General features: G+C 71.9%; 26 protein-coding genes and 1 tRNA gene. 11 read left to right on the forward strand and 16 right to left on the reverse strand.

Going from position 1 to position 25,737, the window contains the following annotated elements:
- Positions 1–16 precede the first annotated feature (16 nt).
- Both ACIBX3_RS09105 and ACIBX3_RS09110 read left to right on the forward strand, forming a co-directional pair.
- Positions 17–970: a GlxA family transcriptional regulator gene (locus ACIBX3_RS09105; protein ID WP_397114763.1), complete on the forward strand. Its 954-nt coding sequence runs from the start codon at positions 17–19 to the stop codon at positions 968–970.
- A 70-nt stretch (positions 971–1,040) separates the two neighbouring features.
- Complete coding sequence (locus ACIBX3_RS09110; RefSeq protein WP_397114765.1) at positions 1,041–1,868, forward strand: SAM-dependent methyltransferase; 828 nt, start codon at positions 1,041–1,043, stop codon at positions 1,866–1,868.
- Between the two features lies 1 nt (position 1,869).
- Here the strand turns inward: ACIBX3_RS09110 and ACIBX3_RS09115 are convergent, their stop codons facing one another.
- Positions 1,870–2,337 (reverse strand): hypothetical protein, encoded by a 468-nt coding sequence (locus ACIBX3_RS09115; RefSeq protein WP_397114767.1) that lies wholly within the window; start codon positions 2,335–2,337, stop codon positions 1,870–1,872.
- A gap of 38 nt (positions 2,338–2,375) precedes the next feature.
- Between ACIBX3_RS09115 and ACIBX3_RS09120 the strand changes: the two genes are divergently transcribed.
- From ACIBX3_RS09120 to ACIBX3_RS09135, 4 genes are all read left to right on the forward strand, one after another.
- Positions 2,376–2,987, forward strand: coding sequence for a TetR/AcrR family transcriptional regulator (locus tag ACIBX3_RS09120; RefSeq protein ID WP_397114769.1), 612 nt, complete (start codon positions 2,376–2,378; stop codon positions 2,985–2,987).
- A gap of 77 nt (positions 2,988–3,064) precedes the next feature.
- Entirely contained in the window at positions 3,065–3,634 is a 570-nt protein-coding gene (locus tag ACIBX3_RS09125; RefSeq protein WP_397114771.1) for a CGNR zinc finger domain-containing protein, read from the forward strand.
- Between the two features lie 88 nt (positions 3,635–3,722).
- Complete coding sequence (locus ACIBX3_RS09130; RefSeq protein ID WP_397114773.1) at positions 3,723–4,166, forward strand: VOC family protein; 444 nt, start codon at positions 3,723–3,725, stop codon at positions 4,164–4,166.
- The gene (locus ACIBX3_RS09135) at positions 4,166–5,044 is read left to right on the forward strand and encodes a pyridoxamine 5'-phosphate oxidase family protein (RefSeq protein WP_397114775.1); all 879 of its coding nucleotides are present in this window, start codon (positions 4,166–4,168) and stop codon (positions 5,042–5,044) included. The genes ACIBX3_RS09130 and ACIBX3_RS09135 overlap by 1 nt, the downstream gene beginning before the upstream one ends.
- Here ACIBX3_RS09135 and ACIBX3_RS09140 read toward each other — a convergent pair.
- On the reverse strand, positions 5,041–5,925 hold the full coding sequence (locus ACIBX3_RS09140; RefSeq protein WP_397114777.1) for a GNAT family N-acetyltransferase: 885 nt from the start codon (positions 5,923–5,925) through the stop codon (positions 5,041–5,043). The genes ACIBX3_RS09135 and ACIBX3_RS09140 overlap by 4 nt on opposite strands.
- A gap of 42 nt (positions 5,926–5,967) precedes the next feature.
- Positions 5,968–6,243, reverse strand: coding sequence for a hypothetical protein (locus ACIBX3_RS09145; protein ID WP_397114779.1), 276 nt, complete (start codon positions 6,241–6,243; stop codon positions 5,968–5,970).
- Positions 6,244–6,504: 261 nt separating this feature from the next.
- On the opposite strand from ACIBX3_RS09145, the gene dctA reads away from it, so the two are divergent.
- Positions 6,505–7,809 (forward strand): C4-dicarboxylate transporter DctA, encoded by a 1,305-nt coding sequence (dctA, locus tag ACIBX3_RS09150; RefSeq protein ID WP_397114781.1) that lies wholly within the window; start codon positions 6,505–6,507, stop codon positions 7,807–7,809.
- Between the two features lie 111 nt (positions 7,810–7,920).
- Here the strand turns inward: dctA and ACIBX3_RS09155 are convergent, their stop codons facing one another.
- The 3 genes from ACIBX3_RS09155 to ACIBX3_RS09165 form a co-directional block, all read right to left on the reverse strand.
- Entirely contained in the window at positions 7,921–8,331 is a 411-nt protein-coding gene (locus tag ACIBX3_RS09155; RefSeq protein ID WP_397114783.1) for a hypothetical protein, read from the reverse strand.
- 103 nt (positions 8,332–8,434) lie between these two features.
- Positions 8,435–8,872 (reverse strand): nuclear transport factor 2 family protein, encoded by a 438-nt coding sequence (locus tag ACIBX3_RS09160; protein WP_397114785.1) that lies wholly within the window; start codon positions 8,870–8,872, stop codon positions 8,435–8,437.
- Between the two features lie 31 nt (positions 8,873–8,903).
- On the reverse strand, positions 8,904–9,623 hold the full coding sequence (locus tag ACIBX3_RS09165; RefSeq protein WP_397114787.1) for a hemerythrin domain-containing protein: 720 nt from the start codon (positions 9,621–9,623) through the stop codon (positions 8,904–8,906).
- Between the two features lie 115 nt (positions 9,624–9,738).
- Between ACIBX3_RS09165 and ACIBX3_RS09170 the strand changes: the two genes are divergently transcribed.
- Positions 9,739–13,197, forward strand: coding sequence for a BTAD domain-containing putative transcriptional regulator (locus ACIBX3_RS09170; protein WP_397114789.1), 3,459 nt, complete (start codon positions 9,739–9,741; stop codon positions 13,195–13,197).
- A 99-nt stretch (positions 13,198–13,296) separates the two neighbouring features.
- Here ACIBX3_RS09170 and ACIBX3_RS09175 read toward each other — a convergent pair.
- From ACIBX3_RS09175 to ACIBX3_RS09185, 3 genes are all read right to left on the reverse strand, one after another.
- Positions 13,297–13,369: transfer RNA gene (locus ACIBX3_RS09175), tRNA-Ala, on the reverse strand.
- Positions 13,370–13,517: 148 nt separating this feature from the next.
- Positions 13,518–14,999: a von Willebrand factor type A domain-containing protein gene (locus ACIBX3_RS09180; protein WP_397114791.1), complete on the reverse strand. Its 1,482-nt coding sequence runs from the start codon at positions 14,997–14,999 to the stop codon at positions 13,518–13,520.
- A 260-nt stretch (positions 15,000–15,259) separates the two neighbouring features.
- A complete protein-coding gene (locus ACIBX3_RS09185; protein WP_397114793.1) occupies positions 15,260–16,315 on the reverse strand; it encodes a type III polyketide synthase in 1,056 nt (351 codons plus the stop codon).
- A gap of 6 nt (positions 16,316–16,321) precedes the next feature.
- On the opposite strand from ACIBX3_RS09185, the gene ACIBX3_RS09190 reads away from it, so the two are divergent.
- Positions 16,322–17,293: a helix-turn-helix domain-containing protein gene (locus tag ACIBX3_RS09190; protein WP_397114795.1), complete on the forward strand. Its 972-nt coding sequence runs from the start codon at positions 16,322–16,324 to the stop codon at positions 17,291–17,293.
- On the opposite strand, the gene ACIBX3_RS09195 is transcribed toward ACIBX3_RS09190, so the two are convergent.
- Positions 17,283–18,368: a methyltransferase gene (locus tag ACIBX3_RS09195; protein WP_397114797.1), complete on the reverse strand. Its 1,086-nt coding sequence runs from the start codon at positions 18,366–18,368 to the stop codon at positions 17,283–17,285. The genes ACIBX3_RS09190 and ACIBX3_RS09195 overlap by 11 nt on opposite strands.
- A 208-nt stretch (positions 18,369–18,576) precedes the next feature.
- Positions 18,577–18,819, reverse strand: coding sequence for a hypothetical protein (locus ACIBX3_RS09200; protein ID WP_397115030.1), 243 nt, complete (start codon positions 18,817–18,819; stop codon positions 18,577–18,579).
- A 32-nt stretch (positions 18,820–18,851) separates the two neighbouring features.
- Between ACIBX3_RS09200 and ACIBX3_RS09205 the strand changes: the two genes are divergently transcribed.
- Positions 18,852–19,712: an alpha/beta fold hydrolase gene (locus ACIBX3_RS09205; RefSeq protein ID WP_397114799.1), complete on the forward strand. Its 861-nt coding sequence runs from the start codon at positions 18,852–18,854 to the stop codon at positions 19,710–19,712.
- A 5-nt stretch (positions 19,713–19,717) separates the two neighbouring features.
- Here ACIBX3_RS09205 and ACIBX3_RS09210 read toward each other — a convergent pair whose 3' ends face one another.
- The 5 genes from ACIBX3_RS09210 to ACIBX3_RS09230 form a co-directional block, all read right to left on the reverse strand.
- Complete coding sequence (locus tag ACIBX3_RS09210) at positions 19,718–21,241, reverse strand: acyl-CoA carboxylase subunit beta (protein WP_397114801.1); 1,524 nt, start codon at positions 21,239–21,241, stop codon at positions 19,718–19,720.
- A 58-nt stretch (positions 21,242–21,299) separates the two neighbouring features.
- Positions 21,300–22,751 (reverse strand): FAD-binding oxidoreductase, encoded by a 1,452-nt coding sequence (locus ACIBX3_RS09215; RefSeq protein ID WP_397114803.1) that lies wholly within the window; start codon positions 22,749–22,751, stop codon positions 21,300–21,302.
- 51 nt (positions 22,752–22,802) lie between these two features.
- Positions 22,803–23,195 (reverse strand): DUF3224 domain-containing protein, encoded by a 393-nt coding sequence (locus tag ACIBX3_RS09220; protein ID WP_397114805.1) that lies wholly within the window; start codon positions 23,193–23,195, stop codon positions 22,803–22,805.
- Between the two features lie 36 nt (positions 23,196–23,231).
- Positions 23,232–24,011: an LLM class flavin-dependent oxidoreductase gene (locus tag ACIBX3_RS09225; RefSeq protein ID WP_397114807.1), complete on the reverse strand. Its 780-nt coding sequence runs from the start codon at positions 24,009–24,011 to the stop codon at positions 23,232–23,234.
- 90 nt (positions 24,012–24,101) lie between these two features.
- Positions 24,102–25,310, reverse strand: coding sequence for an FAD-binding protein (locus ACIBX3_RS09230; protein ID WP_397114809.1), 1,209 nt, complete (start codon positions 25,308–25,310; stop codon positions 24,102–24,104).
- Positions 25,311–25,388: 78 nt separating this feature from the next.
- Between ACIBX3_RS09230 and ACIBX3_RS09235 the strand changes: the two genes are divergently transcribed.
- Positions 25,389–25,736 carry a PLD nuclease N-terminal domain-containing protein gene (locus ACIBX3_RS09235; protein WP_397114811.1) on the forward strand — a complete coding sequence of 116 codons (348 nt, stop codon included), beginning with the start codon at positions 25,389–25,391 and terminating at the stop codon, positions 25,734–25,736.
- The last annotated feature ends 1 nt before the right edge of the window (position 25,737 follow it).

A 25,737-nucleotide genomic window follows, 5' to 3' on the forward strand; every position in this document is an offset into this window, starting at 1 on the left:
GTGAAAGAATCAAGCCATGACCCATCGTGTCGCCGTGGTGGTGCTCGACCATTTCGCCCCCATGGACCTCGGCGTGCCCGGCCAGGTGTTCTGGGCGGCCGAGACCCCGGAGGGCGAGAAGTTGTACGAGGTGGTGACCTGCTCCGAGGGCCGCCGCCCGGTCCGCTGCTCGGCCGGCTACAGCGTCCTGCCCGACCACGACCTGGACGTGCTCGACGCCGCCGACACGGTCCTGGTGCCCGGCATCCACGCGGGCCGGGCGATGAAGGACGGCACGATCTCGGACACGCTGCGGGCGGCGCTGCGGGACCGGCCGCGCACGATGTCGATCTGCACGGGCTCGTTCGTGCTGGCCGCGGCCGGCCTGCTCGACGGCCGGCCGGCCACCACGCACTGGCGCGAGGCGGGCCGGTTCGCCCAGCTGTTCCCGCAGGTGAAGCTGGATCCCGATGTGTTGTTCGTGGACGACGGCGACATGCTGACCTCGGCCGGGGTGGCGGCCGGAATGGACCTGTGCCTGCACGTCATCAGGCGCGACCACGGCAGCGAGGTGGCCAACCGCGCGGCCCGCCGCTGCGTCATGCCGCCGTGGCGGGAGGGCGGCCAGGCCCAGTACGTCGAGCGCCCCCTGCCGCACGATGCCGCCGCCGGCGGCACGGCGGCCACCCGCGAGTGGATGCTCGCCCACCTGGAAGACCCGCTCGACCTGGGCGCGCTGGCCGGCCACGCCAGGATGAGCGTGCGCACGTTCACCAGGCGTTTTCGCGAGGAGACCGGCGTGAGCCCGGCCAAGTGGCTGACCGGGCAGCGGGTGCGGCACGCCAGGCACCTGCTGGAGACGACGGACCTCGGCGTGGAGGCGGTGGCCAGGCGGGCGGGCTTCGGCACGGCGGTCTCGCTGCGCCAGCACCTGCACGCGGCGGTCGGGGTGGCGCCGCTCGCCTACAGGAACACCTTCCGCCGCGTCTGACGGGTTGCCCGAACCGGCTTTCCCGGCCCTAGAATCAGCGCCAGGAAGATCGTCCAGGAGAGGTCGTCACATGACCGAGGCGGATCGCGTACCTGCCGGGATCAACCCGAACGTGCCCAGCGTCGCCCGCATGTACGACTACTACCTGGGCGGCCGGGACAACTTCGCCGCCGACCGCGAGGCGGCCGAGAGGATGATGGAGCTCGGCCGCCGGATGGGCAACGACGCCCGCGCGATCGCCCAGGCCAACCGGGGGTTCCTCGGCCGGGCGGTGCGGATGATCGCCGAGGCGGGCGTGCGCCAGTTCATCGACATCGGCGCCGGACTGCCCACCCAGGACAACGTGCACCAGGTGGCCCGGCGGCACGGTCCGGGCTCCCGGGTCGTGTACGCCGACAACGACCCGGTCGTCCTGACCCACGCCCGCGCGCTGCTGGCCAGGGACACGGACGTCATCGCCCTGGAGGGCGACCTCAAGGACACCGACGCGATCCTGGACGACCCGCGCGTGGCCGAGCACCTCGACCTCAGCCGGCCGTTCGCGGTCCTGCTGGTGGCGGTGCTGCACTTCGTCCCCGACAACGCCGAGGCGGCTCAGATCATGGCCCGCATCCGGCAGCGGCTGCGCCCGGGCGGCTATCTGGTGCTGTCGCATCTGTACGCGGGCGACGCCACGGCCGACGAGACCGAGACCGGCCAGCAGGTCTACCGGGGCACGACCTCGGGCGGCCTGGCCAGCCGCGGCTACGCCGAGATCGCCTCCTACTTCGAGGGTCTCGACCTGCTCGGGCCCGGCGTGGTTCCGGTCGCCGACTGGACGCCCGACGCTTCCCCCGACGGCTCGTACGACCTCGTCAAGTCCGGCATTCTGGCCGGCGTGGGGCGCGTACGCGGATAAATCATCTTTTGTCAGGCGCGAACGGCACGCCCGCCGCCCGCGCTCTGATCAGGACGACCAGCGCCTCGCCCAACAGTCCGACGCCGATCGACAGCGGCATGGACCTGGTCTCGGCGTACATGCCGGCCATGACCGCCAGCGCGCCCACGCCGAGGCTGATGGCGAACGTGATCACCCAGACCACCAGCGTCTTCCACGTGTAGCGCTGCCAGAGGACGCCGTCCTTCGGATAGACGACCGCGGTGGCGGCCCGCAGCGCGCCGAAGGCCACGCCGAGCAGGACCGTCACGGCCAGCCACCCGGCGTCCAGCGCGGACAGGTCCTGTTCCAGCACGCCGTGGCCGCCGATCGCGACCAGCACGACAGGCGGCACGTACACGTCCCTGGCGACGAGCGGCTCGCCCATCATCCGCCTGGCCACGACATAGACGACCAGTCCCACGACGAGCAGTGTTTTTAGCACATCCATGCCAAATAAATTAGCAGGGGCATGCTATAAAGACCACCATGCCGAAGAAAGTCGATCCCGAGGCCCGCAGGGACGAGGTCGTGGACGCGGTGTTCCGGGTCGTGCGCCGCGCGGGGTTCGAGCAGGCGTCCCTGCGCAACGTGGCGGAGGAGGCGGGGCTGGCCATCGGCTCGGTCAGGCACTATTTCGACGGCCACACGGATCTGATGGTGTTCGCGATGCGGGCCTCGCTCGATCGGGTGAGCGCGCGGCTGATGGAGCGGGTCGGCCCGCTGCCGGCCACGGAGGATCCCGGCGAGCGGGCGGAGGGCGTCGAGCGGATGCTGGCGGAGCTGCTGCCGCTGGACGAGCGGCGGCGGGAGGAGGCCACAGTGTGGCTGGCGTTCACGATGGCCTCCCGCACCCGCCCGGAGCTGCGGCCGCTCGCCCAGGAGGCCTACGACGGCATGCGGAGGCTGGTGCGGCGGATCGTGGACGGCGTCGCCAGGCACCGGCCGGTAGGCGATCCCGTGGTGGAGACGGAGCGGCTGTGCGCACTGATCGACGGGCTCACGCTGGAGGGCGTGCTCCACCCGGACCGGATGACGCCCGAGCTGATGCTCCGGGCGCTCCGCCGCCACCTCCAGACACTCGTGGAACCATCCGGCTAGACCCCGGGTCCGCGACGCCCGTCTCACGCGTCTGGGCTCTCACGGGAGCAAGGGTTCGCGGGCGTTAGATTGAGGAGATGTCCCTGAGCCTCGAATTCGTCAGCACGATCAGGGCTGATCGGTCCGGATCGATCGACCTGCTGTCCGACGCGGACGGCATGACGACCTGGGTCCACGAGCACGCGGCCGACCTCGACGTCGATCCGGGCTTCACCGCCACCGAGGAACTGCGCGAGGAGACCGTGCGGCTGCGTCAAGCCGTACGCGCGCTGTTCGCCAGGGCCGTGGCCCCGGAACCGCCGAGCCGGGCGGACGCGACGGACCTGCCCGGCTTCGCCGAGTCGCTGGCCCTGGTCAACACCTGCGCCCTGGCCGCTCCCCGGGCCCCGCAGCTGGCCTGGAACGGTGAGCCGTCCCTCGTCGCCGTGCCCGCCGCGCCGGCCGATCCGTCCGTACGGGTGCGGGCCGCGCTGGCGACAGCGGCCGTGGAGTTCCTGGCAGGACCGGATCGGGCGCAGCTGCGTACCTGTCAGGCGCCGCGGTGCGTGCTCTATTTCGTCAAGGAACACCCACGTCAGGAGTGGTGCTCGACGGCCTGCGGCAACCGCGCCAGGGCGGCCAGGCACTACCGGGAGCACAAGAAGTGACCCACATCTAACGCCAAAGAGGTCGGCTTGCCGTTATATTGCTTCTAACGGCAAGCCAGTCTTTCAGGCGTTAGATGAGGAGTGCGGAATGTCATTTCGGACCGGGCACGTCGGGCTCAATGTCACCGATCTCGACAAGTCCAAGGACTTCTACCAGCGGGTCTTCGGCTTCACCGTGGCGGGCGAGTCGCAACAGGACGGGCGGCGGTCCACGTTCCTCGCGCAGGACGGCACACTCGTGCTGACCCTCTGGCAGCAGAGCGAGGGCCGCTTCGCCGCCGCTCTGCCCGGGCTCCACCATCTGTCGTTCCAGGTCGCCGACCTCGCGGCGGTCAGGAAGGCCGAGGCGGTCATCAGGGAGATCGGGGCGACCCTGCACCACGACGGCGTCGTGCCGCACGGCGAGGGCTCCTCCTCGGGCGGCGTGTTCTTCGAGGACCCCGACGGCATCCGTCTGGAGATCTTCGCCCCGGACGGCGGCGGCGACCGCCCCGCGCCCACCTCCGGCGCGCCGACCTGCGGGTTCTTCTAATGCGACATCCAGGCGAGGTCGCCGTGCAACGGCGGGCGGGGGTGCGGGCCGAGGATCACGGCAGCTCGCGCACCCGGCCGGAGATCCCGGAGGTGGCCGCGGCGTTCCTGCGCGAGCAGCACATGCTCGTCGCCGGCGCGGCCGACGACCGGGGGCGCCTGTGGGCGAGCGTGCTGGCCGGGCCCGCCGGCTTCGCCTCCCCTGAGGACGACCGCACGATCGTGGTACGCGCCGTGCCCGGCGCGCCCGATCCGCTGCACGGGCTGTTCGAGCGGGAACGCGACGTCGGACTGCTGGCCATCGAACCGCGCACGCGGCGCAGGATGCGCGTGAACGGCACCGCCGTGCAGGCGGGCGAGACGCTGGTGGTGTGGACGGAGCAGGTCTATTCGAACTGCCCCAAGTACATCCAGACCCGCGAGCCCACCGCCGAGCCCGGCGGCGCCTCGGCAGGCCTCGGGACCGGGACCGCCCTGACGGCTCGCCACCAGGCGTGGATCGGCGCGGCGGACACGTTCTTCATCGCCACCGGCGTCGAAGGACTCGGCGCGGACGTGTCGCACCGCGGCGGCAACCCGGGATTCGTCAAGGTCACGGGCCCGGGATCGCTGGTGTTCCCCGACTACGCAGGTAACTCGATGTACACGACGCTGGGCAACCTGGAGCTGAACCCGGCCGCCGGGCTGCTGTTCGTGGACTGGGACCGCGGGGAGACGCTGCACCTGACCGGGCGGGCCCGGGTGGACTGGGATCCGGCTGACGTCCCTGGGGCGCAGCGGCTGGTGCGGTTCGAGCTGGACGAGTACGCGCACGTCGCGGGCACGGTCGCGGCAGGCTGGACGGCTCCGGGCCACCACCGCTTCAACCCGCCGGTCTAGAGCCCCTTCTCGAACCAGTGGTGCGCGTACGGCTCGTCGTTGAAGGGCGCCACCTCGCGATATCCCGACGCCCGGTACAGCGCGATGGCCTCGGTGAGCGTCCGGTTGGTCTCCAGCCGCACCGTACGGATCCCGCTCGCCGCGGCCCGGCCCTCGGCCTCGGCGAGCAGGCGGCGGCCCAGGCCGAGCCCGCGCGTGGCGGGATCCACCCACATCCGCTTGAGCTCGGCGGACCCGCTGTCGTGATGCAGCTTGAGCGCCACGCACCCGACCGGCTCGGCGCGGAGCGTGGCGACCAGCAGCATCCCGGCCGGCGGGCGGAGCTCGTGATCGCCGGCCGAGATGCTGCTGCCCGGGTCGAAGCCGCCGTCGAACCGGCGGGCCAGCTCGTCGACGTACGCCTGGATGCAGTGGCGGGCGTTCGGGTGGCGCGGGTCGAGCACGTCGACGGCGACCGCCGAGGCGAGCAGCAGGCGTTCGACCTCCGACATGGCGGTCACCAGGCGCTCGCGCTGCCGGTCGGAGAGCGGTTCGAGGATCGACGCGGCGGCCTCGTCGGACCTGCGGTCCAGCTCCTTCCGCTCGGCGATCCCGGCCGGGGTGAGCCGGGCCGTGCGGACCCGTCCGTCGGAGCCGCCGTCGTCGACGACGACCAGCCCGCCGGCCTCCAGCGAGCGCAGCAGCCGGCTCAGGTATCCCGAGTCGAGCTCCAGCCGGGCCCGCAGGGCGCGGAGCTCGCTGCCGTCCGCGCCGATCTCCCAGAGCAGCCGTGCCTGCCCGAGCGGACGGTCCCTGGCGAGGAATCTGTCGTTGAGCGCCCCGATGCGCTGGGTCACGGTGCGCTGGAACCGGCGTACCTGTCCGATCGTCGTCGCGTCCATTCTCTGACCTTAGTCAGAGAATTTTCGGTCCGCCAGGCCGAGTCACAGGAGCGGGTCCGCCACGGGCACCGTGCTGTAGTCCTCGCCGGCGACCGGCCGGATGTCCTCCCAGCGCACCCACCGCGCCCGCCCTTCGTGCGCCACGCCGTCGCCGGCGTCACGCGTCCGGGGCGGCCAGAGCAGGAATCCCCATCGCCCTCCTTCGACGTCGTCTCCCCAGGCCAGCAGGTAGCGCGCCGCGCCGGGGCGAATCGCGGCGGCGTGCTCGACGATGGGCGGCCGCCAGAGCTCGGGCAGTTCCTCGGGGCTGAGATCCATACCCTAAGTATACGAACTCCAGTTCGATAATGCCAGGCGACACACCCGCACGGGATGAACGGGCGGTTAATTCCCGGTTAGCTTAGTTTCGACCGCGTTTCGCCCCTAGACTGCGCATTTGCCCGTTCATAGGGTTCTAGCCACGACGGGAAAGTCACCTATCGTGCTCCCGGCGTAACACCTCGATCAGCAAAGGCGCTCGAGCGGCCATCCCTCGGCGTGCGTGGTGGGCGGGCCGCGGCGCATGGCATAGGGAGCACTGTGCGGAAGTTCGTCACGTCTCTGTTCGGGCAGGTCCTGATCGCAGCCGCCATCGGCGCTGTGGTCGGCCTGCTCTTCCCCTCGTTCGCCGCCGAGCTCAAACCGCTCAGCGACGGCTTCATCACCTTGATCAAGATGGTCATCACGCCTCTGGTGTTCTGCGTGGTCGTCGCGGGCATCGCCGGAGCGGGGGAGCTCAAGCGGGTGGGCCGGGTCGGCCTCAAGACCATCGTCTACTTCGAGGTCATCACCACCGTGGCGCTGGTGCTGGGCCTGGTGCTCGCCCTGGTCTTCCAGCCGGGCGCTGGCATGAACGTCGACCCCGCCTCGCTCGACGCCGCCAAGCTCGCGACCCAGCAGGAGAACGCCGCCAAGCTCGCCGAAGGCGGACCGGTCGGCTTCATCCTCGGGCTCATCCCCACGTCGGTGATCGGCGCGTTCGCCGAGGGCAACGTGCTCCAGGTGCTGCTGTTCGCGGTGCTGTTCGGCTGCGGGCTGCTGCTCGTCGGGGAGAAGGCCCGCCCGGTCGGGCAGTTCATCGAGACGGTCTCCGAGGTGCTGTTCAAGGTCGTCGCGCTGATCGTCCGGCTCGCCCCGGTGGGCGTGCTCGGCGCGGTGGCGGTCACCGCGGGCAATTCGGGCGGGGACGCCCTGGTCCGCCTGGGCTGGCTCGTCGTGCTGTTCTACGTCGCGGTCGCGATCTTCGTCGTCGTGATCCTCGGATTCGTGACCAAGCTGGCCGGGTTCAACATCTTCAAGCTGATCGGGTACCTCCGCGAGGAGGTCCTGGTCGTGCTGGGCACGGCCTCGTCCGACAGCGTGCTGCCGCAGGTCATGCGGAAGCTGGAGCACATGGGCATCAAGAAGTCCACGGTGGGCCTGGTCATCCCGACCGGCTACTCCTTCAACCTGGACGCGTTCTCGATCTACCTGACGCTCGCCGCCGTCTTCATCGGGCAGGCCACCGGCGTCCCGCTGTCCATGGGCGACCTGCTGGTCGTGCTCCTCGTCGCGCTGATCACCTCCAAGGGCGCGCACGGCATCCCCGGTTCGGCCATCGTGGTCCTCGCCGCCACACTCAGCTCGATTCCGGCGATCCCGGTCGCGGGCCTGGTCCTGGTGCTGTCCGTGGACTGGTTCATGGGCATGGCGCGTGCGGCCGGCAACCTGCTCGGCAACTCGGTGGCCACCGTGGTCATCGCCGCGTGGGAGGGCGACATCGACAAGGAGCGCGCCACGAGCGTCCTGGACGGCAAGGAGGTCGCCGCGATCGGCCCGGAGGAGCCGGTGACTGTGCCGGCCTAGCGCCATCGCCTGTGCGCGCGTGGTGGAGGCGTCCCCCCCGCCGGGCGGACGAAGTTGACCCGGTCGAGGTGCGGGCGGTAGCCGGGGGGCCCGCGGCCGGCTTCTCCTTGATCAGGTCTCGTACGACGGCGCCGTCCACGGTGACCTGCCGGTAGACCTGGCTGCGCGACCGATGACAGCCAGGATGACGTGCCGGTCGTCGTACCACCCGGGTATGGCGTGGACGTCCCCGCCGATCCGGTGGACGACCGCCCCGGCGGCCGCGTCGACGACCCCGGCCTGCCGCCGTCCTCGCCCTTGCGAACGAAGGTGGCGTAGTAGCGTCCCGAGAGCGAAGCGGGACTTTCGTCCGATGTCCCAGTTGGAGAGGCGATGCCGCGGTCCCGCCTTGACCAGCCGAGGGATGCGATCGGTCACGTTCAGCGTGATGAACGCGAAGGTGGTGATGCTCTCGTCCCGAGGCGTCCGGTAGGCGGCGAACTGGACGGTACGGCCGCCCGGGGACCACTGCGGCGAGGCCACCGGGGGCGGCAGGGAGACCGTGTGCTTCCTGCCACTCTCGCGGTCGATCAGGTCGATCTTCCGCTGCGGCAGCCACAGCCGCCTCGCCGGTGGGACCCCGGGATCAGGACGCGGAGCCGAGCTTGCGCAGCAGGTCCTGATGTGCGAACTGCCCGTAGTACTCGAGCATGCCGGCGATCCGGCCTTCCCGGAAGGTCACCCTGATGATCAGCCGGTTCTCATAGGTGCCGCCGGCGGTGAGCTCGGCGACCATTCGCTCCTCGACGATCGCGACATCGGGGTCGTCCGTCTGGTGGAACCGGACGTCGTGCACGGCGATGCTCCGCGCGCCGGCGGTCATACCGCTGAACGCCGCGTGCAGTGCCTCACGTCCGGTGATGACGGCGGGAAGACCCGCGACCGGCAACGCGGCCTCGTAGCTTGCGTCGTCGCACCAGTAGCCGATGAACTCGTCGACCTCGCCGGCGTACAGCAGCTTGCTGGATCGGTTCCACACGTCCTCGTTCCGGGCTCGGGCGGTGGCGATGATGTTCGACATCATGATGAACTCCTTGAGGTGAGACAGACACGAATTAGGCGACGGCTCCGATGCCGCGCGGAGGTGTGGGGGTGCCGTGAATCCGGCGGGCGTAGCGCCGGAACGCGCGGCGTCCCAGCGGTGGTAGCAGCCGGCGCAGCGGCGCGGGAAGCTTGCGCATCTCGATGGCGATGACCTCGGGGTCTCCCTCGTAGAGCATCATCCCGAAACCCAGGAACATGAGCCGCTTGGGAATCGACGACATCCCTTGGACGGTGAACTCCTCCCACTCCTCGGCCGTGATGTGCCGCGCCATGATGGGCAGAAGGTGGGTCTCCTCAGCGTCCAAGTGCTCGAACAGCACCGTACAGAGGCTGGACAGGATCGCGGCCAGAGCCTCACCGTCCGGCGTGGACGCGGTACGCCGCCAGGTGCCGAGTGCCGCCTGCGCCTGGTCGAGCAGCTCCGCCACCTGCTCGTGCTGGCTCTGCATCACATGCACCAGCGGAGCGAGCTCACCGGGAACCCGTTCGAGCAGGGCCCCCCACAGCAGTTCGTCCTCGATGCTGTGGTGGTGATGCAGCAGCGACAGGAACAGGTCCGCGTGGCCTGCGACGATCGACGTCCGGCGGCGGTCCCCGGCGGCGACCGCGCGTACCGCCGCCGGGGACAGGCCCAGCTCGCGGCGGAAACTGCTGTGTGCCACCCGCATCATCCGCACGTCGATGAGTCCTTGCCCGTGCAACCGTTGCCCGTCGGTGGTGTGGTTCGTCACGAGTCTCTCCTTTCTCTCTGACGAACACAGCTTGCGCGCGCGCACTTGGAAGACACCCCGTTCCCACTTGGACGCACCTCTCTGACACGTGGCGAGTGCCTGTACCGTTGCCGGGGTGCGTTATCAGGTGCTGGGACCGATCGAAGTTCTCGACGTGGGCGGCGATCCGGTCCAGCTCGGCGGCCAGAAACAGCGCGCGCTGCTCGGCCTGCTGCTGGCCGCTCGCGGCAGAGTCGTCTCGGTCGCCCACCTCGTCGACGAACTGTGGGGCGACGACCCGCCGCCGAAGGTGCTGGCCTCGGTGCAGTCCTACGTCGCGAACCTCAGGCGGGTGCTCGAACCGGACCGCCCGGCACGAGCGCCCGCCCGGATCCTCATCACACGTCCTCCCGGTTACGCCGTCGCCGCCGCCTCGATCGATTGCGCCGAGTTCGAGAGGTTGACGAGCGCGGCACACGAAGCCCGGGCGACCGATCCGGCGCACGCGGTGGCACTCCTGCGGGCCGCCGCCGGGCTCTGGCGCGGCGAACCCTACGCGGACGTCGCCTCGGCGGCCCCCGGGCTGGCCGCCGAGGCGGCCCGGCTCGACGAGCTCAGATTGCTGGCAACGGAGGATCGTTTCCGCGCCGAACTCGCCCTCGGGGTCCATGCCCGGCTCGTGGGGGAGATCGAGCAGCTGGTGGCCGCGCACCCCCTGCGGGAAGCGGCGTGGGGACTGCTGGCGGTGGCCCTGTACCGATCTCAGCGCCAGGGCGAGGCGCTCGACGCGTTGCGGCGTGCCAGGCGGCTCCTCTCCGACGAGCTCGGTGTCGATCCCGGGCCGGAGCTGAGGCGGCTCGAAGCGGCGGTGCTGCGCCACGAACCGTCGCTGGACGCCGGTCCCGCTCCCGACAAGCCGCCGGCGTACGCCGCCCCTGTGGACGTCAGTCCACGTGTCGCCGAGTCCAGACTGGTCGGGCGCGATGTGTGGCTGACCCGCCTGACCTCCTATCTCGTCGACGCGACCGCTGGTCGCGGCACTGCGGTGCTCGTGACCGGCGAACCCGGCATCGGCAAGACCGGCCTGGCCCGCGCCCTGACGGCGACCGCCGCCGCGATGGGCGTCCGCACCGGATGGGGACGGTGCGAGGAAGCCGCCGGTGCTCCGGCCCTCTGGCCGTGGTCGCAGGCGTTGGGTCCGCTGGTGAACGCCGCCGGCGCGGCCCCTCGGCCACCGGCCCTCGCGGCCCTGTTGCCCGGCCTGAACGGCACGGCCGCAGCCGCCCCGGCCCAGGATGTCGACACGGCGGTTTTCCAGCTGGCCGAGGCCACCGCAGCCCTGCTGCGTGCCGCGGGACCGACCTTGCTCGTGCTCGACGACCTGCACTGGGCGGACGGCGACACGCTGCGCCTGACTCGCCGGCTCGGCACGATGCTGGCCGGCCTGCCGGTCCTGCTGCTCCTGACCAGCCGCGACGCCCAGGCCGATCACACGCCGGAGCTGGCCGACACACTGGCCGACCTCACCCGCGCCGATCTCCTCCGGGTCGCTCTTCGCGGGCTGGACCCGGCAGGCGTGCGGGCCTACGTACGGCTCCGCTATGGCGTGGAGATTCCCGATGAGGTCGCGGCGGCGTTGCGGGAACGCACGAACGGCAATCCGTTCTTCGTCGGAGAGGTGGTCCGGCTGCTGGCGGATGAACGCCGTCTCACCGAGCCCGGCACCGTGGCCGCGCTGCGGGTCCCGGACGGGGTTCGAGACGTCGTGCGCCGGCGTATCTCCCAGCTGCCCGGCGACGTCGAAACGTTGCTGTCGACGGCAGCGGCGTGCGGGCCCACGTTCGATGCCGATCTCGTCGAGGCGGCCTCGGGACTGACCGCGGACGCCGCGATGAGCGCCACCGAGGCCGCGCTACTGGCTGGATTGATCATGGAGGAGGGTCAGGGCCACAGATTCACTCACGCCCTGGTTCGAGAGGCGGTCTACGCCCAGCTGCCGCCGAGCCGGCGCCGTCGGCTGCACGCGGCGATCGCTGCGGCGATCGAGGAGCGGTCCGGTGGAGCGGGCGAGACGCGCTCCGCCGAACTCGCCCACCACTACGGCAGCGCCGGACCCGGCCATGCCCGCGCGGCCTGGACCCACGCCTTGCGGGCGTCGGCGCTCGCGGCGCGGCAGCCCGCTCCCGCTGAGGCCGCCCGCCTGCAGGAGGCCGCGTTGTCGGCGCTGTCACGCGACCGCACCGCCACGGCCTCGGACCGCTACGACGTCCTCATCGGTCTCGCGCTCGCGCGGAAGCGCGCGGGCTACGAACGACAGGCGTGGGAGGCCACGCGCGAGGCCGCCGAGGTCGCCCTCGCCAGTGGAGACGTCGTCGCGGCAGCGCGGGCGGCGGTCGCGACCACCGCGGACGCGATCTGGAGCTGGCGTGAATACCAGGTTGTGGACTCCGGCGGCGTCGCGCTGGTCGAGCGATTGGTCCGGGACCTCCCACCGGGACACGAGATGATACGGGCCCGGCTGCTCGCCGCTCTCGCGGCGGAGATCTACTACGGCACGGACACCGCCGACCGGGCGGTGGCATTGTCGACGGAGGCCGAGGCCCTGGCTCGGACCCATGGCAGCCGGGCCGATCTGGCCCGCGTGCTCGAGCTCCGCCATGTCGCCTACGAGCGACCGCACCTGTTGACCGAGCGGCTGTCGGCGGCGCGCGAACTCGTCGACCTGGTCAAGTCGGCGGACGAGCCGGCCGCCGTCGCCCGCGCGCTGGTGTTCCGCGGACGTGACCAGATCGAGCAGGGCGACGTCGGTGCGGGATTGCGGGACTACCGGCACGCGCGGGAGCTGGCGCAGACGCACGGGCTTGCCCCGGCGCTGGTCGCGCTCAACTGGGCCGACGCGATCGTCGCCGCCGCCCGCGGCCGGTTCGCCGAAGCGGAGCAGGCGACGGCCAAGGCGCGCGAGTTTCACTCGGCCACGACTGTCGCCGGCGCCGCCGAGGTGCCCATCGCGGTGGCGGCGACGCTGAACCTGGCGCGAGGCACGCTGCCGGCGATCGAGCGTCTGCTGGCCGAGGCCGCCTCCGTCACCGGTCTCCCCCTGCTGCACGAGTTGCACGCACTCGCTTTGCTGCATTCAGACCGAAGCGAGCAGGCGCGGTCCGCGCTCGGTCCGTGGCGGCAGCAGCCGGACGTGCCCCTGGATTACATGTGGCTGACGCATCAGGCGGTCCGGGCGGAGCTGTGGTCCGCACTCGCGCCGCCTGAGGCCACGCGCGAACTGTTCACACAGCTGGCGCCCTACGCGGACCGGATCGTGATCGGCGGCACGGGGGTGACCTTCGCGGGTTTCGCCGGACATCATGTCGGCCTGCTGGCCAGGGCCTGCGACGACCTGAACGGCGCCGTGGACCACCTCGAGGCGGCGTTGCTGCGCAACGAGGACGCCGGCCTCCGGCCCTTCGCCGCGGCGAGCGCACGCGAGCTTGCCACCACCCTCCTGCACCGCGACCGGCCCGGCGACCATGCGAAGGCGGCCGAGATGACCGCCCGCGCAACCACACTGGCCGGGCCTGCTCCGGCGGAATACCCGCGCTGAGCCATCCAGCCGAGCCGGGCGATCGCGTCAATCGATGAGTGGCCACATGCGAAACCGCCCCTTGCCTACGGTTCCGTAAGTAAGAGGCGGTTGATCGGGTGGAGCTATGGGGATTCGAACCCCAGACCTCCTCCATGCCATGGAGGCGCGCTACCAACTGCGCTATAGCCCCTTGCCGCTTGTATGAGTTTAGCCGACTCCACGACCGCGAAAGCACGTTCCAGAGTTCCGTAAAAGCCGGCCACCGGCTCGTGCCCGCCCTCGGGCAGGCACGACCGGCGTCTCCGTCTTCGGGCCACTCGGCCCACCCGAGCGACCGGCTATCCGACCGCGCGGGCCTTGTCGATGAGCGCGGCCAGTTCGGTCACCATCGGGTCCTCGGAGGCCGTCGCCAGCCGCGCCGCGTGCTCGCCCAGCGTCGGCAGATCCAGGCCGAACGCCTCCTTGTCCCGCAGGAAGACCGCGAACGCCGCCACGACCACGTCCACCTGGAGCCGGATCGGCGTCCCCTTCTCCCACACGCCCTCGACCAGATCCCCCGCCTGCAGGGACTTGCTCGCCTCGGAGGCGGCCCGCGTGTCGGGGTCCTGCCAGCGCACGGTCGCCTGGACGAGCTGCCCCGACGCGCCGGGCTTGAGCCGGACGGAGTAGAGGGCCGTGACCGAGTGCCCCGGGCCGATCTCGCCGCCGTCGCGGGTGTCGTCGCGGAACTCCTCCGTCGTCAGCGCACGGTTCTCGTACCCGATGAGCCGGTAGCCCTCCACGACCGACGGGTTGAACACGACCTGTGCCTTGGCGTCGCGGGCGCGCAGCTCGATGGTGGCCGGCAGCTGGGTGGTGAAGATCTTGTCGGCCTCCTCCTGGCTGCTGACGTACACGGCCATGCCGTCGCCGTTGTCGGCCAGTTGCTCCATCAGTTCGTCGCCGTAGTCCCGGCCGACGCCCACGGTGAGCAGCGCGACCTGCTTGCCCGCGTGCTCCTTGACCCGGTCCAGGATGGTCTGCCACTCGGTGCTGCCCTGGTTGGCGAGGCCGTCGGAGAGCAGGATGACCCGGTTGGTCGCGGCCGGGCGGAACGCCTTGGAGGCCTCCTCGTACCCGGTGACCAGGCCGGCCTCGAGGTTCGTGCCGCCGTCGATGACGAGCCGGTTCACCGCGCTCTTCAGCTCGTCCCTGGCCGTCAGCGGGGTCATCGACGCGATCACCTCGGCGTCGTCGCTGAACGCCACGATCGACACCTGGTCGCCGGGCGCGAGCTGGTCGAGCAGCGTGAGCAGGGCCGACTTGACCAGGTCGAGGCGTCCCGCCTCGGACATCGAGCCGGACACGTCGATCACGAACGTGAGGTTGGCGGGCCGCCGCGCCGCCGCGCCGGATCCGCGCGTCTGCAGGCCCACGCGCAGCACGGCCTCGTCGCGGGCGGGCAGCTTCGCGCCGTCCACGTGGACGGCGAACCCGTCGTCCGGCGGCTGCGCGTAGTCCTGCTTGAACGCGTTGACCCACTCCTCGGGCCGGATCTCGCCGGGCGCCGGCCAGCGGCCCTCCTGGAGGGTACGGCGGGCGTAGCTGTACGAGGCGGTGTCCACGTCCAGCGCGAACGTGGAGATCTGGGCCGTGGTCGTGTCCTGCTCGGCGTTCTCCTGGGCGGGCTGTTCGCCGGGCGACTGCGGTGACGGGGCCGACTTCCGGTACTGCGGGGCGGCGTTCTCCGCACTGGTCGCCGTGCCGGCCCCGCCACCGCACGCGGCGAGGGCGAGGACGACAGCGAGCCCGGCACCGACCGCCAAAGGACGAATTCTCATCTGAACCACCTCCGCCCCCTACGACGGCAGCAGGTCTTCAGCGGCCGGGCCGGTGACGCAAGCGAGTACAAACCGCGATCGATACGTGATCAGTTGTGACCAGTGGTGCAGATGAGGTGCCCGGCCAGCCGCCGCCGCTGAGCAGGTCACGGTTTCCCATCCGGATCCCGCCCGGTGGCCCCGGCCGGATCACAGCCGTGGGCGACAGACCTCGGCGGGCGCCTCCAGCACGACCAGCCCGATCAGGACCGGGCAGGCGCTCACCAGTGGAGCAGGAGCAGCTCGGCGGAGAAGCCGGGCCCCAGGGCGAGCAGCACCGCGGGCGTCCCCGGCCGGCCGCGGGTCTCCTGCAGCACGTGGAGCACCGAGACCGACGACAGGTTGCCGTGCTCGCGCAACGACCGCCAGGTCACGTCGAGCGCCCTGGGCTGCAGGCCGAGCATGTCCACGATCTTCTCGATGACCCTGGGTCCGCCGGGGTGGCAGATCCAGGTGGCGACCTGGTCGGGAGTCAGGCCGTAGTCGGTGAGGAAGGCCCTGATGTCGGCGGCCAGCACCTGCTCCACGAAGCCGGTCAGCTCCGGGTCCAGCACGATGCGGAACCCGTGCTCGCCCACCTCCCATCCCATGAGCTGCTCGGTGCCGGGGTAGAGGTGGCTGCGGGTGGCCACGACCTCGGGTCCGGGGCCGCGCCCGGTCGCCACGACGGCCGCCGCGCCGTCCCCGAACAGGCCGCTGGCCACGAGGTTCGCGATCGAGGTGTCGTCGCGCTGGATCGTCAGCGAGCACAGCTCCACGCAGACCAGTGCCGCCACGTCGCCGGGCCAGCCGCGCAGGTAGTCGTGCAGGCGGGCCAGCCCGGACGCGCCCGCCGCGCAGCCGAGCCCGAACACCGGCACCCGCTTGACGTCCGGCCGCAACCCGGCCCGCTGCGCCAGGCGGGCGTCCAGCGAGGGCGTGGCCAGGCCCGTGGTGGAGCAGAACAGCAGGTGATCGACCTTCTCGGCGCGTATGCCGGCCTTGGCGAGCGCGCCTCTCAGCGCCTGCTCGGCCAGGTCGAGGGCGATCTCGACGTACATGTCGTTGGCGCGGGCAAAGGAGTCCAGCTTGGCGTAGTCCTCCAGCGGGAGCGCGAGGTTGCGGCCCGTCACGCCGGTCGCGGCGTGGAAGCGTCGCAGGAGGTCCTCGTCGCAGTGGGTCAGCCGGGAGAACGCCTCGGTGATCTCCGCCTGCTCGTAGCGGTGATCAGGCAAAACAGTCTGTACTCCCGAAATGTGCATATAGCATTCCTGCCGCTGAGCGGGCCCGGCTAACATGCGGGCATGCCGCTGCCCGACCCGTCCCGGCCCCACAGGGTGGCCGTGCTGGCCTTCGACGGCATGGCGCCGTTCGAGCTGGGCTGCGTCGTGGAGCTGTTCGGGCTGCCCCGGCCCGAGCTGGACGTCCCCTGGTACGACCTCAGGGTGTGCGCGGAGACGCTGGAGCCGCTCCGGGTGGTGGGCGGGTTCACCCTGCGGGCGGAGCATGGGCTGGACGTGCTGGCCGGGGCCGGCACGGTGATCGTCCCCGGGGTGGCCGACGTCCGGGGGCGGGTGTCCGGGGAGCTGATCGCGGCGCTGCGGCGGGCGCACGCGCGCGGCGCGCGCCTGGTGTCGATCTGCTCGGGCGCGTTCGCGCTGGCCGCCGCCGGGCTGCTGGACGGGCGCGCGGCGACCACCCACTGGAAGTACGCCGACCTGCTCCAGGAGCGCTACCCCGCGGTGCGGGTCAACCCGTCGGTCCTGTACGTGGACGGCGGCGACGTGCTGACCAGCGCGGGCAGCGCCGCCGGGCTCGACCTGCTGATCCACCTCGTACGCACCGACCACGGCCCCGGCGTCGCCAACGCCGTCGCCCGCCGCCTGGTCATACCGCCGCACCGGGAGGGCGGCCAGGCCCAGTTCATCGAGGCCGCGGTCACGGCGGTGGAGGACGACGACGCGGTGGCCAGGGCCATGTCGTGGGCCATGGACCACCTGGCGCAGCCGATCAGCGTGGCGGACCTGGCCGGGGTGGCGAGCATGTCGCAGCGGTCGTTCATCAGGCACTTCAAGCGGCAGACCGGCACCAGCCCGCTGCGGTGGGTGATCTCGCAGCGGGTCGCGGCCAGCCTGCCGATGCTGGAGTCCACGGCGGCGCCGGTGGAGGAGATCGGGGCGGCGGTCGGGTTCGAGAGCCCGGTGACGTTCCGGCACCACTTCACCAGGGCCATGCGGACGTCGCCGTCGGCGTACCGGAAGGCGTTCAGCGGGTGAGCCGCCAGAGCGACGTCACCTCGGCGGCGCGGGCCGCGTGCAGCGGATCCGTCATGTCCTTCGTCCGGCTGTGACGCGGCACGGCGTCCAGGCGGCCGGCCACCCGAAGCCCGGCCCCCTCGAACGCGACCTTCAGCTCGCCCCTCTCCCGTAGCCCCAGGTGCTCGGCCAGGTCGGACAGGATCAGCCACGCCTCACCCCCCGGCTCGAGATGCTCGGCCAGCCCGCTCAGGAACCCCTGCAGCATCCGCCCTCCCGGGTCGTAGACGGCGTGGTCGAGGGGCGAGATCGGCTTGGCGGGCAGCCACGGCGGGTTGCAGACGACGAGCGGCGCCCGCCCCGGCGGGAACAGGTCGGTCCGGACGATCTCCACCTGGTCGTCCAGCCCCAGCCGCGCCACGTTGTCCGCCGCGCACTCCACCGCCCGCTGGTCCAGGTCGGTGGCCACGACGTGCCGGACGCCGCGCCTGGCGAGCACCGCCGCCAGCACCCCGGTGCCCGTGCCGATGTCGAACGCCAGCCGGTCGCCGGGCAGCGGCGCCTCGGCGACCAGATCGACGTATTCACCCCTGATCGGGGAGAACACGCCATGGTACGGGTGCACGCGGGCGCCCAGCGCGGGGACGTGCACGCCCTTCCTGCGCCACTCGTGGGCCCCGATCAGTCCGAGCAGCTCGCGGAGCCGGCCCACGCCCGGGGGCGCCTCGGGGCCGTACACCTCGGCGCAGGCCTCCCGCACGTCCGGCGCCCTGCGCAGCGGGACGACGTGGCCGGCGTCGTACGGGACGAGCAGCATGCCGAGCGTGCGGGCGCGCTGGGACTGGGCCTGGCGGTGGCGGTGGAAGCCGGAGCCAGGGGCGGCGGGCTTGCAGCGGCGGGCCATGGCATTGAGGAGCTGGCGGGCGTTCTGGAAGTCGCCGCGCCACAGCAGCGCGGTGCCCTCGCAGGCCAGGCGGTAGGCGGTGGCGGCCTTCATCCGGTCGTCGGCGACCACCACGCGCTCCGGCGGCGGCGCGCCCAGCGCCGAACGCCAGGCCGCCGACCGTTCCCGCCCCGCCTCGGTCCATCGGATCATCAGACCCTGACGGTTTCACGGACTGCCCGTCAGGGCCACCTGTTTTCCGGCGGCAGTGCATGTCAGCGAGCGCCGGCCGACCTCATCTGGGGACATTTCTGACATGAAGCAGCGGACAATTATCGCCTACTCATCTGGACAATTCTGATAACCGGGTGGTGGCGCGGCTCATGGACCGGATCCGGCGCCTGCTGGACGAGGAGAACATCTAACGCGCCGCCGGGCCGCCTCGCGGTGCGGCGCGCAGGGCGTCGAGCATGAGCGTGAAATGGCGCCGCCACTGCTCGGGCTCGGCCTCCGCCACCCGCGAGTTGGCCATCATGAAGAACGCCAGGTCGATCGGCCCGACGTCATTCCGCAGCGCCCCGGCCTGCTGGGCCCGCGCACGCTGACGTCTCCGGCTTGACCTTCCGAAGGCGACGGCTTGACTCCTTAGCGGTGCTAAGTCTATACAGGACTTAGCACCGCTAAGGAGCGTCGAACATGACCACCACCGTCATCCCGTACACCTATGGCGCCGTGACCTCGGCCGACGGCACGACGATCGGATACCGGCGGTTCGGCGGCGACGGGCCCGGCCTGATCGTCGTGAGCGGCGGCTACCTCGCCGCGCAGCACTACACCGAGCTGGCGGACGCGCTCTCCCGCACCTTCACCGTGTACGTGCCCGACCGGCGTGGACGCGGACGCAGCGGGCCGCCCGGCGAGACGTACGACATGGCCAGGGAGTGCGAGGACGTCGAGGCCCTGCTGGCGGAGACCGGCGCGCACCTGGTGTTCGGGCACAGCTCCGGAGGGCTCATCGCACTGCAGGCGGCGAAGACGCTCCCGGGTGTCCGCAAGGTGGCCGTGTACGAACCGGCGCTCTCCATGTACGGCGCCTTCTCGATGTCGTGGATCCCCCGGTTCGAGCGCGAGCTGGACCGAGGCGAGCTGGCCGCCGCGATGGTCACCTTCAGCAAGGGGACGCGGGCGAGCAGGAAGGTCGCCGCGCTCCCGCGGTGGCTGCTGGTGCCGATGATCGACCGGCTCCTGCGCCGACGGGCCGCATCCGTCGGGCCGGACGAGCAGTCCCTGACGGAGCTCATCCCCTTGCAGCGCCTCGACGTGCAGATCTTCCAGGAGATGGCGGCCGGCGACGGCTACGCCGAGCTTCGTGCGGAGGTTCTCATGGTGGAGGGCGACAGGACTCCGCCCCCCGTCCACAAGGCGCTCGACGCGCTGCAGCGAGCGTTGCCGCACGCCCGGCGCGTCACGCTCCGGGGTGTGGGCCACGAAGCGCCGCTCAACCACCGCGGCGGCCCGGAGCGCGTCGCCGAAGTGCTCCGGTCGTTCTTCGCGTAGTGCCGTCAGGGACGGGTCGTGCCGCGCGGACCCAGGTCCAGCACGGCGTACGCGTCCTTGATCCAGTCCGTCAGCACCGGGCGCGTCTCCGCCGGGTCGATGATGTCCTCCACCAGGAACGCCTCCGCCGTACGGAACGGCGATCTGACCGCCTCCAGACGCTCGGCGATCTCCGCCTTCAGCGCCGCCGCGTCCGGGCCCGCCTCCGCCAAAAGGCGTTTGAAGGCCACCTCCAGCCCGCCCTCGATCGGCAGCGACCCCCAGTCGCCCGACGGCCAGGCCACCCGGAGCGTGTATCTGTCGTGCGGCCGGTGGGCGGCGCCGGCGACGCCGAAGACGCGGCGTACCAGGACCGAGGCCCAGGGCACGGTCGACTGGTAGACCGCGGCCAGGGCGCGGGCACCCCTTCTGATCGTGCCGGCCTTCTCGGCGGCCGTGCCGATGACGAAGCCGGGCTGGTCCACCAGGTGCACGACCGGCAGGTGGAAGGTCTCCGCGAAGTCCACGAACCTGGCCATCTTGTCCGATCCCTGGGCGGTCATGCCGCCGCCGTAGACGCGGGGGTCGGAGGCCAGCACCGCCACCGGACGGCCGTCCAGGCGGGCCAGCGCGGTGATCATGGAGGGGGCGAACCTCCGGCCCAGCTCCAGGACGCTGCCGGTGTCGAAGACCAGGTCCAGGATGCGGCGCATGTCGTAGGGCCGGCGGCGCTCCCTGGGGACAAGGTCGCGGAGCTCGGGCGAGGTCCGGTCCGGGGCGTCGGCCGCATCGGCGACCGGCGGTGAGTGCCAGGCGCTCTGCGGCAGATAGCCGAGCACCTGTCCGGTCAGGGCGAACGCCTCCGGCTCCGAGGCCGCGACCAGGTCCACCGTGCCGGCCGCCGCGACCGTGCGCCAGCCGCCCAGCTCCTCCTTCCCCACGCTCTCCCCCATCCCGGCCTCCACCACGGCGGGGCCGGCGATGAACACCTGGGAGAGCTCCTTCACCATGATCGAGACGTGCGAGGTGACCAGGCGGGCCGCGCCGAGCCCGGCGACCGGGCCCAGGGCCAGCGCGATCACCGGGATGCGGCCGAGGTTCGCCACCACCTGGTCCCAGCCGGGGTTGTAGGGGACGTAGGTCCGCCCGTACTCCTCCAGCTGCTTGACGCTGCCCCCGCCGCCCGTCCCGTCGATGAGCCTGATGAGCGGCACCCGCATCTCGCCCGCCATGCGCTCGGCCAGGACCTGCTTGTCGTGGATGGCGGCGTCGGCGGCCCCGCCGCGCACGGTGAAGTCGTCGCCCGCCACCACCACCCGCCGCCCGCCGACCCGCGCCCGGCCGATGATCACATTCGACGGTGTGACGGTCTCCCCGGTCGCGTGGCCGGCCAGCGCCCCGATCTCCTGCCAGGAGTCCGTGAGGGCCGCGAGGCGTTCGCGGACCGTGAGGCGGCCGGTGGCGTGCTGGCGGGCGACCCGCTCTTCGCCGCCCATGCGCTCGGCCAGCTCCCTGCGGCGCTTCAGCTCGGCGAGCTCGGGGTCCCACACGGCGGCGCTCCCTTCCCACGACGTACCGGCTGGTCGGTACGTTACCCGACGGTCCCTCTCAGATCAGCACCCCCGGATTGAGGATCCCGCGCGGATCCAGGGCGTCCTTGGCGGCCCGCAGCGCGAGCGCGAAGGCGTCCGGGCGCTGCCGGTCGTAGAAGGGACGGTGGTCGCGGCCGACGGCGTGGTGGTGGGTGATCGTGCCGCCCATGCGGAGAACGGTCTCCGAGAAGCGGCGCTTCAGCTCGTCCCATTGCTCGGCCTCCGCGCCCCGCACGGCGGGGACCAGCACCGTGTAGTACGGCGCGGGGCCGTCGGGATAGGCGAAGGCCAGACGGCACGTGGCGCTCCCGTCCGCCTCCGCCATGACGGCCTCGTGCAGGGCCGGGAAGCGGTCCCACGTGACGGCGGTCTCGAACGTCTCCGCGATCACCCCGAGGCCGGGGTAGGCGTTGCGCAGGTACGGCATGCGCGTGAACGCGCCCTTCCACTCCTTGTCCTGCCGGGCCTCGCCGGCCACGCCCCCGTGCCGCGAGGTGATCTCCAGCGCCCGCGCCACCCAGGCCCCCACGGGGTGGCCGGCCGACTCGAACCCCACGATGAGCAGGGCGTGCCGGCCGTCGCCCCCGGAGGTCAGCGCGGCCTCGCGGGCGTCCAGCAGGCGGCAGTTCGACGGGTACAGGCCCGACTGCGCCAGGTCGTGGACGGCGGCCACCCCGGCACGCCACTCGGCGAACATCACCGGCACCGACGCCTTGTACGCGGGCCGCCGCTGCACGCGGACCCAGGCCCGGGTGATCACGCCCAGAGCGCCTTCCGAGCCGAGCAGCCAGCGGTCCGGGGACGGGCCGGCCCCGGAGCCGGGCAGCCGGCGCGACTCCCAGACGCCGCCGGCGGGCGTGATCGCGCGAATCGACTCCACCAGGTCGTCGATGTGGGTGTGCAGGGTGGCGAAGTGGCCGCCGGCGCGGGTCGCGATCCAGCCGCCGAGCGTGGACAGTTCGTACGACTGCGGGAAGAACCTCAGCTGCAGCCCCTCGGGCAGCCCGGCGTTCAGCACCGGGCCCGTGGCCCCGGCCTCCACCAGGGCGGCTCCCGACACCGGGTCCACCTCCAGGACGCGGTTCATGCGCCCGAGGTCGAGGCACACCGACGGGCCGTCGAAGCGGGCCTCGACACCGCCCACCACGCTTGTCCCGCCGCCTCTGGGCACGACCGCCACTCCCCGGTCCGCGGCCCACTCCAGCACCCGGACGATCTCGTCCTCGTCGCGGGGCAGCGCGACCAGGTCGGGGGCGTTGGCGAAGTCGCCGCGGTAGGCGCGGATCAGGTCCCGGTACGCCTGCCCGTAAGTACGCACGGCCCGTTCAAAGGGGTCGGCGGTGCAGAAAGCGGGCGCGGGCAGCCGTGGAGCCGGCAGCAGCGACGGGGAGAAGGGCGCGGGCGGCTCCCACGCGGATGGGTCGCCCAGCCCGGTGTGCCCGGCGAACAGGCGGGCGGTCTCCCTCAACGCGGACTCGTCCGGCTCCGGCCCCCATGCCCAGTGCGACCGCACCGGTGATCAGAGCCGGTAGTCGAAGGTGTAGGAGTGACCGCCGTCAGGGGCGATGATGACGTCCATCTCGCCCCTCAGGCCGCGCAGCTCCCCCGTCGCCGAGTCCGGCACGACCGAGATGCGCAGCGCCTGCTCGCCCTCGTCGCTCACCGCGTTGTGCTGGACGACGAAGCTCCCGGAGCGGCCGTCCAGGGTCCCCTCGACGCGTTCCAGGGCCACGTACGAACGCGAGCTCTCGACCGGGGTCGTCGCCACCAGCAGGGTGACGACGCTGGTGCCGGTCAGGTCTCCATGGAAGGTCTTGGTCATGGTGACGAGCCCGAGCGTGACGCCGTCACGGTCGTCGTAGGGCGGCTTGGCGTCCCAGCCGGCGGTGTCGAAGGTTCCCTTGGCGTTCATGGGAACCATGGTGACAGTCATACCTGTCAGATGACGTCAGGTACCGGCGAGACGTTCCACCACCGGTGCGAAGGCGTCCAGGTATTGAGCGTTCACGGAGACATAGGAGACGCCGAGCCGGTCCCTGCGCCGGCGCAGGACGTCGGCCATCTCGCCGGGCGTGCCCCTGAGCACGCCGGTGGCGGTGGCGCCGAGGGCGCCGAGCCAGGCGGGCGGCTCGCCGCCGGCGGCCGCGAGGTTCATGCCGAGCTCCAGGTCGGGGAAGCGGTCGCCGGCCAGCTCGTACAGTTCGTCGACCTTGGCCGCCACCTGGTCCTCCGTGGAGTGCGGCGGCACGCCGAGGGCGATCGTGTCGGCCTTGGCCGCGGCCAGCCGGAGCAGCCTGGTGCCGGACGCGGCGACCAGGATCCGGGCGTCCTTGACGGCGTCGATGGTCTCGGAGAGCCGCTCGATGCGCTCGCTCGGCGTGCCGAACCTGACGCCGAGCTCGGCGGCGTCCCGCTCGGCGTCCGGCCTGCCGGCGCCGAGGCCCAGCTCGAACCGGCCGCCGGAGAGGGTCTGCAGGGTGGTGGTCTCCCACGCCACGGCGCGGGACGTGCGGTTGGCGGCGCTCAGCACGTACGTGCCGACGTGCAGGGTCCTCGTGACCGCGGCCGCCGCGGCGGCGGCGCTGAACGGGGAGAAGGTGCCGAGCGTGTCGGGCACCAGCAGCGTGGCGTAGCCGAGGTCCTCGGCCCGGCGGGCAAGTGCGGCCCACGCGCCGGCGTCGGGCGCCTGCCCGGCGACCGCGCCGAATCTGAACGGGTGATCGGTCATGCCACCACGATCGCCGACCGGCGGGCCCGGCACATCGTCCTGAGGACCGGTGAGCGGCTACGTCCGGGGGCGCAGCCGCTCCGCGGACTCCTACGCTTCCAGAAGTATCCGGGTGAAGTCGTTGGCGAACTTGCCCGCCGGGTCCAGCCGCCCGGCCAGCGCGCGGAAGCGGTCCGGGCAGGACGGCCACCGGGTGAACAGCTTGCCCCAGTGCGGGCGGGGGTCGAACGGCGCCAGCGTCTCCTCCACCAGCTCCAGCACCGGCAGCACGCCGGCCGGGTCCTTGACCCAGGTGAAGTGGATGCCCACGCTGTCGCGCCCGCGGAAGGGGCTGAGCCACAGGTCGTCGGCGGCGATCGTGCGCACCTCCGAGATCTGCAGCACGGGCCGGATGCGGTCGCCGATCGTGTACAGCTCCCGCAGCGCCTTGACCGCGTGCTCCCGCGGCAGGATCAGCTCCGACTGCAGCTCGTCGCCCGCGCCGCTCGGCTCGAAGTCGGGGCGGAAGTGCGGGAGCCGCTCGTGCCACGGTCCCGGCACGCCGAGCTGGACGGTGCAGCTGTCGGCGGGCATGGTCGGCAGCGGGTGGCGCGGGGCGTCGGCGGGGCGGGTGCCGTACCAGTCGGGGCTGGCCAGCTCGTCGGTGCGCTTCAGCCAGACGCGGGTGTCGCGCCAGTCGGTGAACAGGCTGACGCTGTAGCCGCCGGCGGAGATCTCGTCGAAGTCGGCGAGCGCGTCGGTGGACAGGCCCTCGCGGACGTACTGGCGTACCTCGAAGGCGGGCACCAGGTCGAGCGTCAGCGAGGTGACGACGCCGAGCGCGCCCAGCGCCACCACCGCGCCGGGGAAGTCGGCGTCGCCGCGCGCCAGGGTCAGCACCGAGCCGTCGGCGGTGACCAGGTCGAGCGCGGACACAGCGGCGGCCAGGCCCGGGATCGCGTCGCCGGAGCCGTGCGTGCCGGTCGCGACCGAGCCGGCCACGGAGATGTGCGGCAGCGAGGCCAGGTTCGCCAGCGCGAATCCGGCCTGGTGCAGGACGGGGGCCAGCCGCGCGTACGTCATGCGCGCGGGCACCCGCGCCGTGGCCGCCGAGCTGTCGATCTCCACCGCGTCCGGCATCCGGTCGAGGACCACGAGGTCGCCGGTGGTGTCCGCGACGTCGTTGAACGAGTGGCCGCTCCCCAGCGCCCGGACCCGGGGACTGGCCGCGACGAGCCGCTGGAGCTCGTCGAGCGAGGTCGGATGGTGAACGTCTCGCGCCCGAAATGCAGTATTTCCCGCCCAATTGGTCAGCGTCACGCCTTACCCTCCCACAATCCGCCTTGCCGAGCCCGACCGGGTACCGCTAGTTTCATGAGCCGTTGACGGAGGTGTGCCGTGCTCTACCTGTATGAGGTCATCGGCCTGGTCACGCTCGTGCTCTGGCTGTACTGCCTCTTCGATGTGATCACCACACCGGACACGCTCTGCCGCAACCTGCCCAAGATCGGCTGGGTGGTGATCGTGCTGCTGTTCCCGCTGGTCGGCTCGGTCGCGTGGCTGGTGGCGGGGCGGCCGGAGCGGGCGCAGACGCCCACGCGGCCCAGCGCGTTCCCGGAGTACGACCGCCCGGGCCGGTTCGCCGCCACCAGCCCGGACGACGATGAGGAGTTCCTGCGCCGCTGCCGCGAGCGCGCCGAGGAGCAGCGCAGGAACGCACCCGAGAAACCCGCCGAAGAGGACTGAA

The sequence above is a fragment of the Nonomuraea sp. NPDC049480 genome (genome assembly GCF_044465905.1).
Lineage (GTDB): Bacteria > Actinomycetota > Actinomycetes > Streptosporangiales > Streptosporangiaceae > Nonomuraea.